This is a genomic window from Bacteroides xylanisolvens XB1A, assembly GCF_000210075.1.
Classification (GTDB): Bacteria; Bacteroidota; Bacteroidia; order Bacteroidales; family Bacteroidaceae; genus Bacteroides; species Bacteroides xylanisolvens.
Map to the genome: position 1 here is coordinate 4,697,748 of NC_021017.1, position 15,448 is coordinate 4,713,195.

At 39.2% G+C, this 15,448-nt stretch carries 7 protein-coding genes; all 7 read right to left on the reverse strand.

Going from position 1 to position 15,448, the window contains the following annotated elements; all coding sequences use genetic code 11:
• Window positions 1–6 precede the first annotated feature (6 nt).
• On the reverse strand, window positions 7–1,623 hold the full coding sequence (locus BXY_RS18075) for a sulfatase family protein (protein ID WP_008021433.1): 1,617 nt from the start codon (window positions 1,621–1,623) through the stop codon (window positions 7–9).
• Between the two features lie 101 nt (window positions 1,624–1,724).
• Window positions 1,725–3,725 (reverse strand): heparin-sulfate lyase HepC, encoded by a 2,001-nt coding sequence (gene hepC / locus BXY_RS18080; RefSeq protein WP_015532597.1) that lies wholly within the window; start codon window positions 3,723–3,725, stop codon window positions 1,725–1,727.
• A gap of 59 nt (window positions 3,726–3,784) precedes the next feature.
• Window positions 3,785–5,089, reverse strand: a complete 1,305-nt coding sequence (locus BXY_RS18085; RefSeq protein WP_015532598.1) for a DUF4995 domain-containing protein — start codon at window positions 5,087–5,089, stop codon at window positions 3,785–3,787.
• Window positions 5,090–5,279: 190 nt separating this feature from the next.
• The gene (locus tag BXY_RS18090) at window positions 5,280–6,953 is read right to left on the reverse strand and encodes a RagB/SusD family nutrient uptake outer membrane protein (protein ID WP_061447618.1); all 1,674 of its coding nucleotides are present in this window, start codon (window positions 6,951–6,953) and stop codon (window positions 5,280–5,282) included.
• 14 nt (window positions 6,954–6,967) lie between these two features.
• A complete protein-coding gene (locus BXY_RS18095) occupies window positions 6,968–10,123 on the reverse strand; it encodes a SusC/RagA family TonB-linked outer membrane protein (RefSeq protein ID WP_134993422.1) in 3,156 nt (1,051 codons plus the stop codon).
• A gap of 26 nt (window positions 10,124–10,149) precedes the next feature.
• Window positions 10,150–12,348 carry a surface glycan-binding family protein gene (locus BXY_RS18100; RefSeq protein ID WP_061447616.1) on the reverse strand — a complete coding sequence of 733 codons (2,199 nt, stop codon included), beginning with the start codon at window positions 12,346–12,348 and terminating at the stop codon, window positions 10,150–10,152.
• A gap of 18 nt (window positions 12,349–12,366) precedes the next feature.
• The gene (hepC, locus tag BXY_RS18105; RefSeq protein ID WP_015532602.1) at window positions 12,367–14,589 is read right to left on the reverse strand and encodes a heparin-sulfate lyase HepC; all 2,223 of its coding nucleotides are present in this window, start codon (window positions 14,587–14,589) and stop codon (window positions 12,367–12,369) included.
• Window positions 14,590–15,448: the final 859 nt, after the last annotated feature.

A 15,448-nucleotide genomic window follows, 5' to 3' on the forward strand; every position in this document is an offset into this window, starting at 1 on the left:
AATCATTTAGCGATTTTTCATCAATCTTCTGTCACCTTTGAAAAGAACCTTTTCCTTTTCATCCGGGTCTGTATCTTTATACTGTTTTTGAGTTTCCTGAAGCAGTTGCATCAGCTCTTTTTGCTTTTCAGCATATTCCGGTTTTCCGAAGACATTGTTCATTTCTCTTGGGTCAGCTTTCATGTCATACATTTCCCATTCGTCGATGTCGTTGTAGAAATGAATCAATTTGAAGTCTTGTGTGCGAATACCATAATGACGCTTCACAGAATGTTCAGCAGGGTATTCGTAGTAATGATAATAAGCAGCTTTGCGCCAATCGGCAGGAGTTTTGCCTTCGTTCACCAATACCGGTTTCAGGGAGGCTCCTTGGATATCCGATGGAATCTCTATTCCGGCAAAGTCGAGGAAAGTAGGAGCAAAGTCCACATTCATGCTGATGGCATTACTGGTACTTCCTGCTTTAATTGCTTTCGGATAACGGATGATAAGCGGCATGCGTTGACATTCTTCATACATAAAGCGTTTGTCAAACCAGCCATGTTCGCCAAGGAAGAAACCTTGGTCGGAGGTGTAGACAATGATTGTGTTGTCCAGTTCACCAATTTTTTCGAGATAATTCAGCAGGCGGCCGATATTTTCGTCTACTGCCAGAACTGTCGCCAGATAATCACGCATATATTGCTGATATTTCCAGCTGATTAATGATTTGCCTTTCAGGTCACCTTTGCGGTATTCGGCAATGCGCCCGGCATATACAGAATCCCATTTATCCTGAACTTCAACAGGCATACGTTTGTATACACTGTAAAGACGGTTGGTGGTGTCTTTCAGCATTTCTTCACGAGTCAGCAATTTGAGGTCCCAGTCGTTTGTCAGTGTATGTTCGATAGACATGTCCTGTTCACGGGCTGCTCTTCCGCGGCCTTCATAGTCGTCGAACAGATTAGCCGGTTCCGGGAAAGTGGTATTGTTGAATATACCCAGATGGCGGGGAGCAGGCATCCAGTTGCGGTGCGGAGCTTTCTGATGATACATCATGCAGAAAGGTTTGTTCTTGTCGCGACCTTCGAGGAATTCAATGGCTTTATCAGTAATAATATCCGTGGCGTATCCTTTTTCTACAATATGCTTCCCGTTTTCCCAAAAATCAGGATCGTAATAGTCACCTTGTTCGTGTTGGCCGCTAAGGATGCTCCAATGATCGAATCCTTGCGGTTCACTGATAAGATGCCATTTACCAATTATTGCAGTCTGATATCCGGCTTGTTGAAGCAGTTTGGGGAATGTCTGCTGATCTCCGTTGAACGTACTTGCGTTATCGGTAAAACCATTCTCGTGGCTGAACTTACCGGTGAGGATGCACGCACGTGAAGGTCCTGAAAGAGCGTTGACAGCGTAGCAGTTGTCAAAACGGATACCTTCGTTGGCAATCCGGTCCATGTTAGGAGTCTGAATCAAATTTCCTCCGTAGCAGGACATTGCTTGAGTGGTATGGTCATCCGTCATCATGAAGATGATGTTCGGTTGTCTGGTCTCTTCTTTCTTTTGATTGCCGCAGGAAGCGAGACTTAGTGCAGCTAGTGGGAGGAGTAGGGCAGAGGGGGTGTAATAGTTTTCCATAATGATGAAGGGGAGTGACTAAAAAGTCGGTTGCATCTCCAATTCCCTTCCTTCCGGAAGGAGGAGAAATTGAGATGCGACCGACTTTTTAGTCAGCTTTATTATAGTTTGTATTTTAATGACTGTTTCTTTCCGTTTACTTTCACTTCTACTTCCAGTCCGTTTTCATCGAACGCTTTGTTCTTGAACTTAGCTGCAAATTTAGGGGCATCTGCGCTTTTCTTAACTGGGTAGATAACTGTGATGTAACGTACAGCTTCTTCGCCGTCTTTCTTCACGTTGAAAGATACATTCATACGTTTGTAACGTTTGCGATAAGCAGTTGAGCACCATCCCGGTTCTTTCTTCATCGACATACCGTCGGGACCGAAACATTGCAGTTTCATGTTGCTTCCGTCTTCAAATTGTGTCAGGAACGTCATGTCTTCGCGGCTGTTGGCAATTTCTCCTTTTGGCATTTGATAATGAAGATTGATGGAACCTTTGGCGCTACCGATCATTTCGTCTACAATGACAAAGTAAGTGTTGTCAACGAAGAAAACGGAACGACGGTGTTTCAAGTTTTTGTAACTAGGATTTTCGGTCACTAAAGTTTGGATAGTACCTTCCGGTTGCCACAATCTAGTAACGGATTCTGTAGTTTCCAAGTTTTTGTTGTTCAGCGTTACCGTGTTGTGAACACAAGTCTGACGGTGCCAGTTGCGTTGTTCCATCACTTCGCCTTCACCTGCATATACATACGAACCTGAATCCGGGAACAAATTCTTGCCGTTGAACCAAAGTTCGAATGTACCATTATCCGGCTGACAGTGCCATTCTCCTTTCGGGCCGGCTTTTACTACCATTTGAGTGGCATCCATTCCCCATGAATTGCGGAATACAAAGAAACCAGTTTTCTGAAAACCTTTAGACATATAATCCGGCAATGCGCCTTCTTTACCTTCGGTTGCGAAGTATTTGATAGCTTGGTTTTTCGGGAATAGTTTACCCCATGCTTTGTAGTTTTTCACCATTTCTTTCTTTGTTGTCAACTTAGCATCGCTGAAACATGGATTGGTATAATCAGGGAAAGAAATGTTTGCATAGAACATAATCATGCTTTCGATTGTATCCAGGTAATCCTGCGGGAATTCTTTACGGAATCCGTTCGCATCCGCGATACCTAATGCTTTGCAGAAAATGTTGATAGATGCCAGATGATAATGTGGGTCGAGTTCGAACTGTCCGCCGTCTTCGTATACCTGTACATGAATTTCACGGTTCAGAATATCGATACCGCTTTTTCTCCATGCCGGAGCATCTTTAAATTCAGGGAAGAAAGCACCGGCGTAGATCATACGTTGAGCTTCAAACAGCAAGTGGTTACCTTGATCAGAGTAGTTGGCAAGGATGTGTATAGCATGTTTGTGATAGTTCACCAGGAATTCTGTCAGGAAGTCCGGAGTGAAAGAAGGAGAAGGAAGGAATAACTGGAACTGTGAAGTCTGGTCCTGCAGGCGATTACTAACTTCCAGCGGGCGCCATGCGAAACGTACGTTTTCTATTTCACCTTTGATTTTTCCATCACTTAACAGCTCATATTCTTTTTTGTCCATCTTTACCAACGGATTCTTTTTAATCCAGTCGATATACTGATGTGCCCATTCTTTAGCATATTTCTCGTCACCGGATATGCGATAAGCCTTTCCCATCGGAGTGAACCATTTGTGGCGGTGCAATTGCCAACGGAGTTCATTGTCTTTCACCGGCCAGTATTGCCAGTTGATGTCTTCTCCGTAGTTGTAAGAAGGCTGATAACCTTTATGTACGAAGAATGTATGTTTCAATCCGTCATCTGCCCACTGCTGTTCTTCTTTGCTGATAGTCACTTTGTTCAGATTGATATCCGGAGTTTTTACATTGGTACGTGCACGGTAATAGTCTAATAATGCTTTGGCAGCATCTTCATCTTTACCTTCCTGATGCAAAGCTTTCACTTTCTCCAATCCCGGATAGTCCAAGTTAAGAAGCGAAAAGACTTCGCTTTTCAGTTCTTGGGCACTAGCTTTGCCTACAAAACAAGCGATTGCCAGCAGAACGATATACTTTAAAGTTTTATTCATGATATAATTTACGATTTTACGATTTACTATTTACGATTGAGAACACTCTTGCTTTTGTATTATTGGATCATTCTCAACTCTCCATGCTCAACTCTCAACTTCTTTAATTCCATGAATCTTTTCAATGCTTCCAGATAGTAATAGTCAGCATAGTTCAGTGGAGTGTCGATTTCAGAACCGTTGGGCAGTGAACCGACAGAGTGCATCAGAATGAATCCTTGGTTGTCACCCACTTTTGCAAGATATGCGTCGCTTGACAAACTCTTCAGAATCTTTTCCGCATAATCCAGGTATTTCTGTCCGTCGGGAACCATGGTGCTTAGTTCGATCAATGCTGAAGCGGTAACAGAAGCGGCAGAAGCGTCACGTGGAGTTTCTTCAGTCACAGGTGCATCATAATCCCAATAGGGGATAGCATCGTCTGTTTTAACGCGATCCATAATCATATCAGCTACTTTGATAGCGAAGTTCAGGAAAGTACTGTCGTTTGTTTCACGGTAGCAAGCTGTGTAGCCATATACAGCCCATGCTTGACCACGTGCCCATGAAGAATCGTCATTCTTGCCTTGGTGAGTTTGCTTGCGTTCAACAGTTCCGTCGTTGTTGTAGCTTACTACATGCCAGCAAGTATAATCCGGACGGAAGTGATTGTTCATGGTAGTCATAGCATGCTTGATAGCAATGTCTTTGTATTTATTGTCACCTGTCGCTTTTGCTACATTAAACAGAAGATCGAGGTTCATCATATTGTCGATAATAACCGGGAAGTTCCATGTTCCGAAATCCCATGAACGGATAGCGCCGATAGAGTCGTTGAAACGGCCGCAGAGGTTATCGGCAGTTTCTCTCATCACAGCAGCAATGGTGTCGTTGGGTGAAAGACGTTCTGCGTTGCCATAGCTGCAGTTGACCATGAATCCCAAATCATGCGTACCTTTATAATAGCGTACCGAATTCAGCAGATTTGTATATTGGATGGCTTGAGTTTTCAGTGTATCGTTTCCTGTCAGTTCGTATGCGTACCACAATGAGCCGGGGAAGAAACCACTCGTCCAGTCATAAACGTTGCAGAGGCGACGTTTGCCTAGCTGGTCAGCAGTGGGTTGTGCGCGTAGTGAATCTTTGAATGTTGATGAATCTCTTTCCAACTGACGGCAAAGGAAATCCATGTCATAGCCGGTACGGATGGAGCGTGGCAACATTCCCGTACCACTAACCTCTTCTGCAGAAAGTTGTAATTGGGCAGAAGCTACATCCAGTCCTTTTTTTATCCAACTGTAGTCTTCCTTTGGGGTTGTCTGGCACGATGCAAGTGCAATACTAACCGAAGCAAAGAGAACAAGTTTCTTTTTCATGTTATTCATTTTAAGTGATTGTTTTTAGAAGTTTTGTAACTGATGCAAAAGTAGTGGAAAGGCTTAACTTTGTGTTGCAGGATTGTCCAAAAGGAGTTTGAACTCTGCTTTTCAAGTTTTGATTTTGTTGAAAAAGGTTTTAATTTTCTCCAATATGCCCTAATTAGGGCATATTGGAGAGGATTTATGGGGATTTTTGTTACCAACCAGGATTTTGTTCAAACTGGGTACATAGGTCCTTCTCACGTTGTGGAATAGGCAGTAACTCGTGTTTGTTTTTCTCTGTATATTTATATAACAGGTATCTGTAATTATCAGCAGAATCCCACCAGTTCGCTAAGGCAGCGTTCGTTTTTTGTATGGTTTCATAATAGATGCCCCAACGGACTAAGTCCATGCGGCGATGACCTTCAAAAGCCAATTCATAAGCACGCTCTTTTCTGACCGCTTCACGGAAACTACTTTCATTTAAGTTTGAAAGATCACAGCTTCCTGTATTGCTAGGATATCCATATCCACGACGACGAACTTCATTAATTGCGGCATAAGCCTCTGTAGTAGGACCATGTTTCCATTCGTTCAAAGCTTCGGCATAAATAAGTAACACGTCTGCATAACGTAGGAAATACCAATTAGCATTTGATTTATCATTATTGATAATGCCACCTGTCTTTTGATATTTTATAAGGTCCCATTTAGCTGGTGTATAGTTTTGTTTCTCTTTTTGAGCTTGAGTAGGATCTTGATCTTTTAATTTTGCAGATTCTTCCGTATCACTTTTACCTTTAGCCCACAACACATAATCATCATCATACTTATAGTTAGCTATTGATATGTCACGACGTTTGTCATTCGCATTTTTACCATCTCTCCAATCAAGAACGAATGTATGAACTACTTTCATATTTCCGGCACAACTTCCCCGTACACCGGCGATAGCTGTTGTTTTTACTCCGTTCCATTTGCCAATACGTCCTACGGGATCTCCTGAACCAGATACAGTAGGAGAGTAGAATGAAATCTCAATTAAGCTTTCTGTAGGATCCCATACACTGCTGCAAGTGTTTTCCCATAATTTTTCGTAATCACGCAATAATGAGTGTTTACCGGATTCTATGAGGATACGGGCTGTCTTGGCAGCGTCTTCCCATTTAGCGGTATTTTGTACAGGATATCCTGCCCATGTAGCATATACTTTTGCCAAGAGACCAAGTGCTGCTCCTTTACTAAAACGATATGATGTGTTATCGCGAAGTTGATCATCGACAGCATACGGTAGTACTTCACTAGCGTAAAGAAGATCGTCTTCAATAAATTCATATACTTTGTCAGGAGTGGCCTGCGTATAAGTGGTGGGAGCTTGATAAGACATCTCTGTGTTGGTAATCAGAGGGATATTTCCATAACGACGTACTAACTCGAAATAGAACATAGCTCTTAACGCTCTGGCTTCGGCTATATAAAGCGTTGCTATTTTTTTATCAGTAGCAGTATAACTGTCTATTTTTCCACTGATACGTTCCAGAAAATCGTTTGCTCTGTAGATACCTTTATAAAGTACTTGCCATGTTTGTTGAATTTCTACTTGGGTAGTAGGAAAAGCATTATTAACAATGATACGATAATTCGTTATATCGGAGCCTTCTCCTTGAGATATATCTGTTCCCATGTTGAACAAGAAAGATAGATGATACCCGTATGCAGCATCTTCAACAGTTGTACGATATACTCCTAATAGAACATCTTGTGCTTCTTTAGCATTAGTCATGTAATTCTTCTTTTCCATTTCGCTTCTTGCCTCTTCATCTAATGAGCATGAATAAGGTAAAATGCACAGAATGGACATCGCTATGTAATATATTAATTTCTTCATATTATTTTCTCATATTAGAACTGTAAATCAATACCAAATGTAAATACTCTACTTTTAGGATAAGCACCCCAATCCAGTCCGGGGGTCATAGGACTCTTGCTAGCTGTACTTACTTCCGGGTCATATCCACTGTAGTTGTTAAGACAGAAAAGATTTTGTCCGGTAGCATATATACGAAGCTTGGATGCATGAAAACTCCGAGTCCATTTATGAGGAAGTGTATATCCTAGCGTAATATTCTTCAAACGCAAGAAAGAACCATTTTCTACAAATCGTGAATACACATCATTTACTACGTATCCGTTATAGCTAGGTACTTTGTTTGAAGCATTTGTCGGACTCCAACGATCTGCCACTTCTGCTAATTGGTTTCTGCGTTGTGTGTTAGTTTGAGTTGCATACAAACGGGTTGCATTATAAATGTCATTGCCATAGTTAAATTGCAGCATAAAGCTAAAGTCAATACCTTTATAATTGAATGTATTGGTGATACCACCATACCATTTAGGCAAAGCATTACCGATCACTGTACGGTCTTTTGTTGTTATCACTCCATCACCATCTTGATCTTTATATTTCACCGCACCTGGAGCCAATCTGTTTCCAAGACTAGGATTGCTCGTTACACCTTCTTTTAAGACCAAAGTACTGGAACCCGGAACAGAATAGAAATCAGAATATTGATAGATGCCATCAAATTCATATCCGTAAATCAGACCCAGAGATTGTCCGACGATAGCCATATAATCATATGATGTGAAATTGCTATCGAAGCCAGAACGTGCTTGCATATAATTTACTCCGGATGCCAGTGACTTTAATGTATTTCTGATAAATGATATATTAAAGTTGGTTTGCCAGGTAAAATTCCGGGTTTGAATATTGGTGCTGTTTAAACTTAATTCGATACCTTTATTTTGGATTTTTCCTACGTTTTGCATTTGTGAGTCAAATCCTGTAATATGTGCCAGTGATTGTGACAATAACAAGTCTTTTGTATTTTTGATAAAGAATTCAGCTGTTACATTTAGACGGTTGTCGAAGAAGCCTAAGTCAATACCTAAGTTGGTTGTGTTTGAACCTTCCCATTTCAGATTCTTATTTCTGAGTTGTTTCGGATTTAAAACAGTAACGCTACTATTACCTATGCCATATTTATTTGCTTCATATAGATCCAAAGAAAGATAGTTAGGAATATTATCGTTTCCTACAGTACCCCAACCTAAACGAATTTTGAAATTAGAAATCCATTTGACATCTTTCATGAATGCTTCTTCTGATACACGCCATGCTGCAGAGAAAGAAGGGAAGAATCCCCATTTCTTATTTGACGAGAATACGGTAGAACCATCGGCACGTACAGTTGCCGTAAATAAATAACGGTTATCGTAATTGTAGTTAGTACGTGCATAAAATGATAATAACGTTTTATCATAGAAAGTACTTTCAACCTTACTTGGAGTTGCGCCTAACCCCATGTTGTCATTTCCCATCTGATCGAAAGGGAATCCCATTGCTTCACCCAGCAAATACTCTGTGCTTCTGTAGGATACTTCATGACCTAACAATACATCATAATTGTGTTTCTTTACCTTTTGTTTCCAGGTTAAAGTGTTATAGTTAGTCCAACGTGCATCGCGTTGCATTGTTGTCCGTCCATAAGGTTGTTCGCCATTACGATATGCTTCCTTAGAACCATTCTTGTAGAATATGTCAGTACGGCTATTGGTTGTATTATATGTTCCGGCACTTTTAAAAGTAAGACCTTTGATGATTTGCCAGCTAACAGATGCGTTTCCTGACCACATTTCACCACGTTTATTGTTAGTTACGGATTGGGTTTGCATAACAGGGTTAACCTGTGCCAAACTTTCACCTGTCTCCAACATTTCCGGGTCAATAGCAGAATGCAATAATTCTTCATCGGTCAGTTTATTCCCACCAGTGGGACGTGCGCTAAGAATTTGAGCTAACATATTGAAACGTCCGGAATCTGCTGTTGTTCCTACACCTTTACGATTGGTTAAAGCATAGTTAATAGTAGCATTGAATGATATATTTTTATTGATCTTCTGATCTATGCGGAATTTAGCTGTTGTTTTGTCAAAACCGCTGTTGTTAAAGATGCCGTTTTCTACATAACGAGAAAAAGCTGCATTATATTGTGTGTCATTGCTACCACCTCTAAGAGATATATTATGATCTTGTGACCAAGTCGGGTTGAAAGTTTCTTCCTGCCAGTCTACCCCTTTTACACCTACATAATCTTCTAGCGAATGGTATCTGATAGGTTTTCCGTTGTCGTCAAATTCTTTGTCGGAGATATAGCTGTTTAAAAGGTCACTATTCACTTCACCTTGCAGTTTCACAAATTCGTAGGGAGATAATACATCTAGCATTTTAGATATTTTACGGTAACTTGCAGAACCGTTGTAGCTAATTTGTGGTCTACCACTTTTCCCTGATTTTGTTGTAATCATCACAACTCCATTAGCTGCACGTGCACCATAGATGGCGGAAGATGAAGCGTCTTTGAGCACCTCAACAGATTCAATATCAGAATTTGATATATAATCAATATCGTCCACTTGAAAACCGTCTACAATATAGAGAGGGCTTGAATCACCTGTCAGACTTCCTACACCACGAATATTAATGTTGAATCCCGCACCAGGAGTACCATCTGTAGAGGTGATTTGCACTCCGGCAATTTGTCCGCCTAATGCACCTGCTACAGAACTAGTTTGGAAACCTTCAATATCTTTGGCGGCAACAGAAGCAACAGAACCTGTTAAGTCGCTACGTTTCATCGCGCCGTATCCAACAACTACCACTTCATCCAATGCTTGGTTATCCGGAACCATTTTTATATTAATGGATCCCTGGCCATTGAATTTTAGCTCTTGTGTTTTATAACCAATGTAAGAAATGGTAATGGTAGCTCCTTTTTTTGCTTTTAAAGTAAATTTACCATCAAAGTCCGTAATAGCTCCTGTTGAGGTGCCTTTAGCTTGTATCGTTGCTCCGATAAGAGGTGTATCTGTTTCGTCTACAATGACACCTTTTAAAGTTAATTCTTGAGCATATACGCTGATTGTGAGCATCAGTGCTAAGAGAGTAACCCACCCTCTTATGCTTATTGATTTAATTAGATTGTTTATGTTATACATAATTTCTATTTTTAACGTATTAGTATTTAGAAGTTAGGATCGAACCAGATGATTAGCGGGAATACCTGACTACCTTTCTGAGGATCTATTCCATTTTTATCGAAAGTCATCTGGCCTGTGAATACACCATTAGGATACTCTCCGTCCAAAACCCATTTGTTTGGATTCAATTTGAGGGCGAGTCCATTAGTCGGATCAACATATCCTATAGCATAACTTAATGTGTTTTTATTTTTATCTATATTGCTATAATAGGAAATGGCGTTTCTGGAACCTGTATTAACTCCTCTGCCGGAATCTTCTCCGAATTTAGTCCAAAGTGTATTCAAGAAGTTGGAAGTTTTAGGATCACCATTAGTAAATGTACCGCTAATTGCCGTATAATTGAATGAACGTCTATAGTCTAAAGTGAACGATGATAAAGCTTCCGCATCTATACCTTTAATAGTTGGTTTTTCAGAATAAGTGCTGTTGCCAATTGTTTTTGGATTAACCTGGAATACAAATGGGTTATATAATACATGAACACCGGCTACCACCAAGTCATAATGTATAAATACAGGTACTTCCAGTGAGAATTCAGAATCTTTGTCTTCACCAACAGTGGCTGTTACAAAGAAGAATCCTGAACCGTTTGTGGCTGCTGGCTCTTTTGCGTCTAATCCTGGCCATATAGCATTGGTAAATGAGATCTTACCATTCTCATCTATTTCCAACTTATCACAGTTCCTTCCATTTCTGATGCTCCATCGTACATTTTTTCCTGTGATGTCTGTTGTAGGAGCAGGTATTGTGAATTTACTTAGAATGGTAGTAGCATTAGCAGCTTTGTCTACTGTGATTCTAAATTGGTTGGCGTTGCTTTCAGCATCTACGCCTATATTATTTCCGTAGCGTATAAAACTGAACTTATTCGGATTATTCTTAACCTTCAGGTTGAATGACGCTTCTTTTGAATTTTTAGTATTAGATGCAGTGACTGTAATGATATAGTCTCCGTTTGGTATGGTGTGACCTTTCTTTGCGGATACTACTCCATTTTTGTCAACAGACAACTGTTGTCCTAAATCATCCTTCAATGTGAACGTGATACCATCTCCTTCAAGTCCTTCATCAGGAGTTACTTTTAATGGTGACGATTCATATATTTCTACATTAGCAGGATAGCTAAAGTTTGCTACAGGCACAATTCTGTTGACTACTTTGAGAGTGTATACATTGTTGAATGATACTCCATCTGTAGCATATTTGTTTGCTACTTTTACAGATATAACATATTCCTGACCGATTTCAAAACCGTGATGTTTATCTACTGAAAGTACACCTGTTGTTGGGTCAATCTTAATTTTGTCCGTTGATGGTTCAATGCTTTCAATAGAATAGGCTATGTTTTCCAAAGAGCCTTTCAACATTGGAGTTTCGCTTTTAAAAGACGTTTCCGGTTCTTCTGCTGTTTCAGCTTCTATCAATCCTTCGTTAGGTTCATAAGTCAATCCTAAAGGTTTGGAGGTAACGTTGATAGTTAATGCGTTCTCAAAAATGCCTTCGTCTTCAGACGATGCGCCTGTAGTGAGTTTTAATGCAAGAGTATGTATTCCCGGTGCAATATCACTTCCTCTCACAATCGTTATTTCTCCTGTTTGAGAGATATTGAAGAATGAAGAAATATCACTTTTGGCAATTGCATATTTGGTAATGGATACATGATTTCCATCAGTTTTTACTTGTGCAGTAGGTAATTCTTCCGTGCTTTTTGCGTCTGAAACAATACTGTATTCTATTTGGATCTCATTAGGTTCTACAGTAATACCATCTGGTACAGGTTTCATCATGTTTACTTCTACAATATTCTTATATTCATGATAAGAACCGCCGGCCATACATGAAATGGATATTTTATATGAACCTACCGGGGTGTCCTTTGCGCTGTTGATTTCAATAGCACCGGTTTCTTTATTGATAATAAAATCACTACCCGTATAAGCCTCGCCATTTAATGTGATACCTGTGATTGTAAAATCAGACGGAACGCTTCCTTTGTAAGAAGGTTCTGAAATTATCCCACTCATCGATGGACCTATATCGGTCATGCCCAAATAATAAAGTGCAAAATCTGTAGTGTCAGTGGTATCCTCATCTGAACAGGATGTATAAGTCATAACTAGTACAACTGCCATCAAGACACCTAAAAAATGCGAAATGTCTTTTAGTAATTTAGATTTCATATTATATGATTGTTAGATTTATTTTGAAGAAAGATCGTATACTGTACCTTTGACTGTTACTTGAATAGATACACCTTCCGAATGGAATGTTCCAGCTGTCCCATCTTCATTGTCAGTGAATTTGGCATCAACTTTCAGCTCTTCCCGTTCCGTTGCGCTCTCAAATGGGCAAAGAATTGTGATATAACGGGTTGCACTGATTTCGATAGGGGTAATTTTAGGCTGACGAAGAGTAATTTGGTAGCCTAGACGTATAGGACCATCTTCTTTATCAGTGTTTGTAGATACTATATTGGTCACATCTGTTGAAGATAATGCTTTAGCTGTCAGATCTTGACTCGTTTCTGTAAATGTGGCAGCGAGAATGTTATTACTATCAAAATTGGTATATGCTTGATAATACTTATTGCTGTTTACAGATGTTTGCAGATTCTTGTCGAATACAGAAGGGGTATCTTTATCACTAAGCAGATGGAAGTTTATATTTGTTTTTGTTCCAAGTGTGGAGGCTCCATAACCTTCGTCTACAATAACAAAGAACGTTCTATTATTTACAAAGAAGACGGTTCTACGATGGGTTATGTCATCTGATTGTTGGTTTTCCGTAACTAAAATGTCTACATTGTTTTTAGTTGTTAACTTAATCATTTTCCCTTCCATTACGCCACCTTGTCCGGTTGGCTTAGCAACTCCAATAGTCTTACTCATAATAGTCATAGTATTATGGTTGACAGTCGAAGCATATTTGCTACGGGCAGCTCCTGTGTTATAGGTGAATACACCTGCGTCCGGGAAGAAATTACGTTCTTTGCGATACAAACCGAAAGTTCCATTATCGGGCTGACAATGCCATTGATTGGTCGGATTGTAGTTGTTCTTTAAAATCATCATGGTTGCATCTTTATCCCAACCGTTACGTAGCATGTAATAGCCAGAAGTGCTGTAAGCCTTAGTTGTATATGAAGGTTTACTTCCGCTTTTTCCTTCTGTAGCTACCCATAATAATCCATTATCGTCAGGATACATAGCCGAATACTCCTTTAGTCTATTCAATAACGTACTTTTAGCATACGAAGCTGAACGGGTATCATTGAAATTGTCTATGGTATAATTAGGGTAAATCATATCCATAACAAATTCTGTCGCTTTCTTTAATTTACTAATATAACTAGGAGACAATAAATTTGTCTTGTTATTGGCTTGGGCTATAAGGTATATTTCGCGAAAGTCGCTAATGGCAGCAGTGTGATAGCTGAAATCCAACTCATATTCTACCCCGTCATCATTAAATTGTGTATCTAATGATTCGTTTAAGCCCTGTGTTCCTTCTGTAGCCCATGTGGATGCATTCTTAAATTCTGGCATTAATATACCAGCAGTGGCTACGGCTTGATATTGAGAAATCAAGATATTGCCGCTTTGATAATAATTCAATCGAATACACTCTACCTCTTTTTCAAACGCAACCAGGAAAGTTGAAAGCCATTCTGGTGTGAAATTTGTAGAATGAATGAAATAAGGCATGATGTCTACTTGAGAGAGGACTCTTTCTGCTACCTGCAAGCCTTTCCATTGATAGTCTACATCATTTTCTGAACCACCTGCCGGCGGAAATACTGTTCCGGGAGTGTATGGGAATGTTTCTATCCAGCTGCCATACGCTTCAATCCATGATTGAATGTATTTCTCATCTTTACTAATACGGTATGCTTTTGCTTGAGGAAGCATCCATTGATGACGATGAAGCTGGTATCTGAACTCTTGCTCTTTCTTCTGCTTGTCTTCGTTGGCACTCCAATCTATTTTTTTTGCAGATGCATCGTAGAAAGAATAATATGTTTCTAATTTGGTTGCTTCATCTACACTTTCGGCGAATCCTTTTACATAGAAACGATGCTCAAGCGCTTGATCGGCAATTCGCTGATCTTTTTCAGAAATAGTGGGGTTAATCAAGTTGACGCTAGGGTTATTTACGTCCACTCTTGTTCTATAATACTCTAGTAATTCGTTAGCTGCATAATAGTATTCTCCGCTTTCATAGAATTTTTTCACTTTCTCTAATCCTGGGTAATCGAGGTTAATGATCTCAAATAACTTTGAGTCGACTACTTCATTCGGTTTATTTTCAGGAAGTATTTCTACTCCTGGACTAACTTCACCAGTTAATAAGTCATCATCATCATCTACGCATCCGGTAAAAGCAACGGTTGCGAACATACAAATAAAGAAGATGTTCTTCATACTTTATTAGGTTTTAATTATTAAAAGTTATATTTTACTGTTTGCAAAAATAGCTTATTAAATTATAGTCTATTATCTAGCTTGTTCACACTTTGTTCAAAAATGATTTTTTTGATATTAAATTTGTTGAATCATATATTATTTCTGTCTAAAAAGTCTGTTACATACCTGATATCAGGCTTTTTATATATCATAATGTAATCTAATCCAATTGTATTTGTAGGGTTGGTTTTGTACATTTTTAGGCATTCTATTGGATGAATTTTAGTCCATAATGATTTTGGGAATCATGCTGGATCGGAGAAATAACAAAGTCCAGGTCTTTCATTTTGTATAATGAATTCGCTAAATGTATATAGAAAGACCATATCTTTTTCCTTAATAATGCGGAAGTATTATGGAACTCTATCAGATCATTTAAGTAACTCATCATATACTTTTGGTTACTTCTTCTAATGTAATTAGTGGAATGCAGTTGAGCAACTAGTGAGTTGCACTTGTACAACTATCAAGAAGGATAAGTGTAACTTATCGGTTGCATAACTGTAATCTATCAATTGGATCTTAGTAATAAAACTCTTTAATTGGATTGATAAATAGGGTACTATAAGAATAATGCACTTTTCATTCAGAAAAAGCCAATAGCGTTCTATTATTTTTTGTAAACTTATCTAAAATACCGCCTTTGGAGAAAGATAATATGTTGATTATAAGCTCTGCCACATTTTTGTATCTCTCCCTTATAATACTTAAAATAGATACAAAAATGTGGCAAGTTACAAGGACGTTTTCTATGGTGAAATAGTATTCCCAATACATCTTCTCCTAACAGTTATATTGTTTTAATCAGGACTATCAA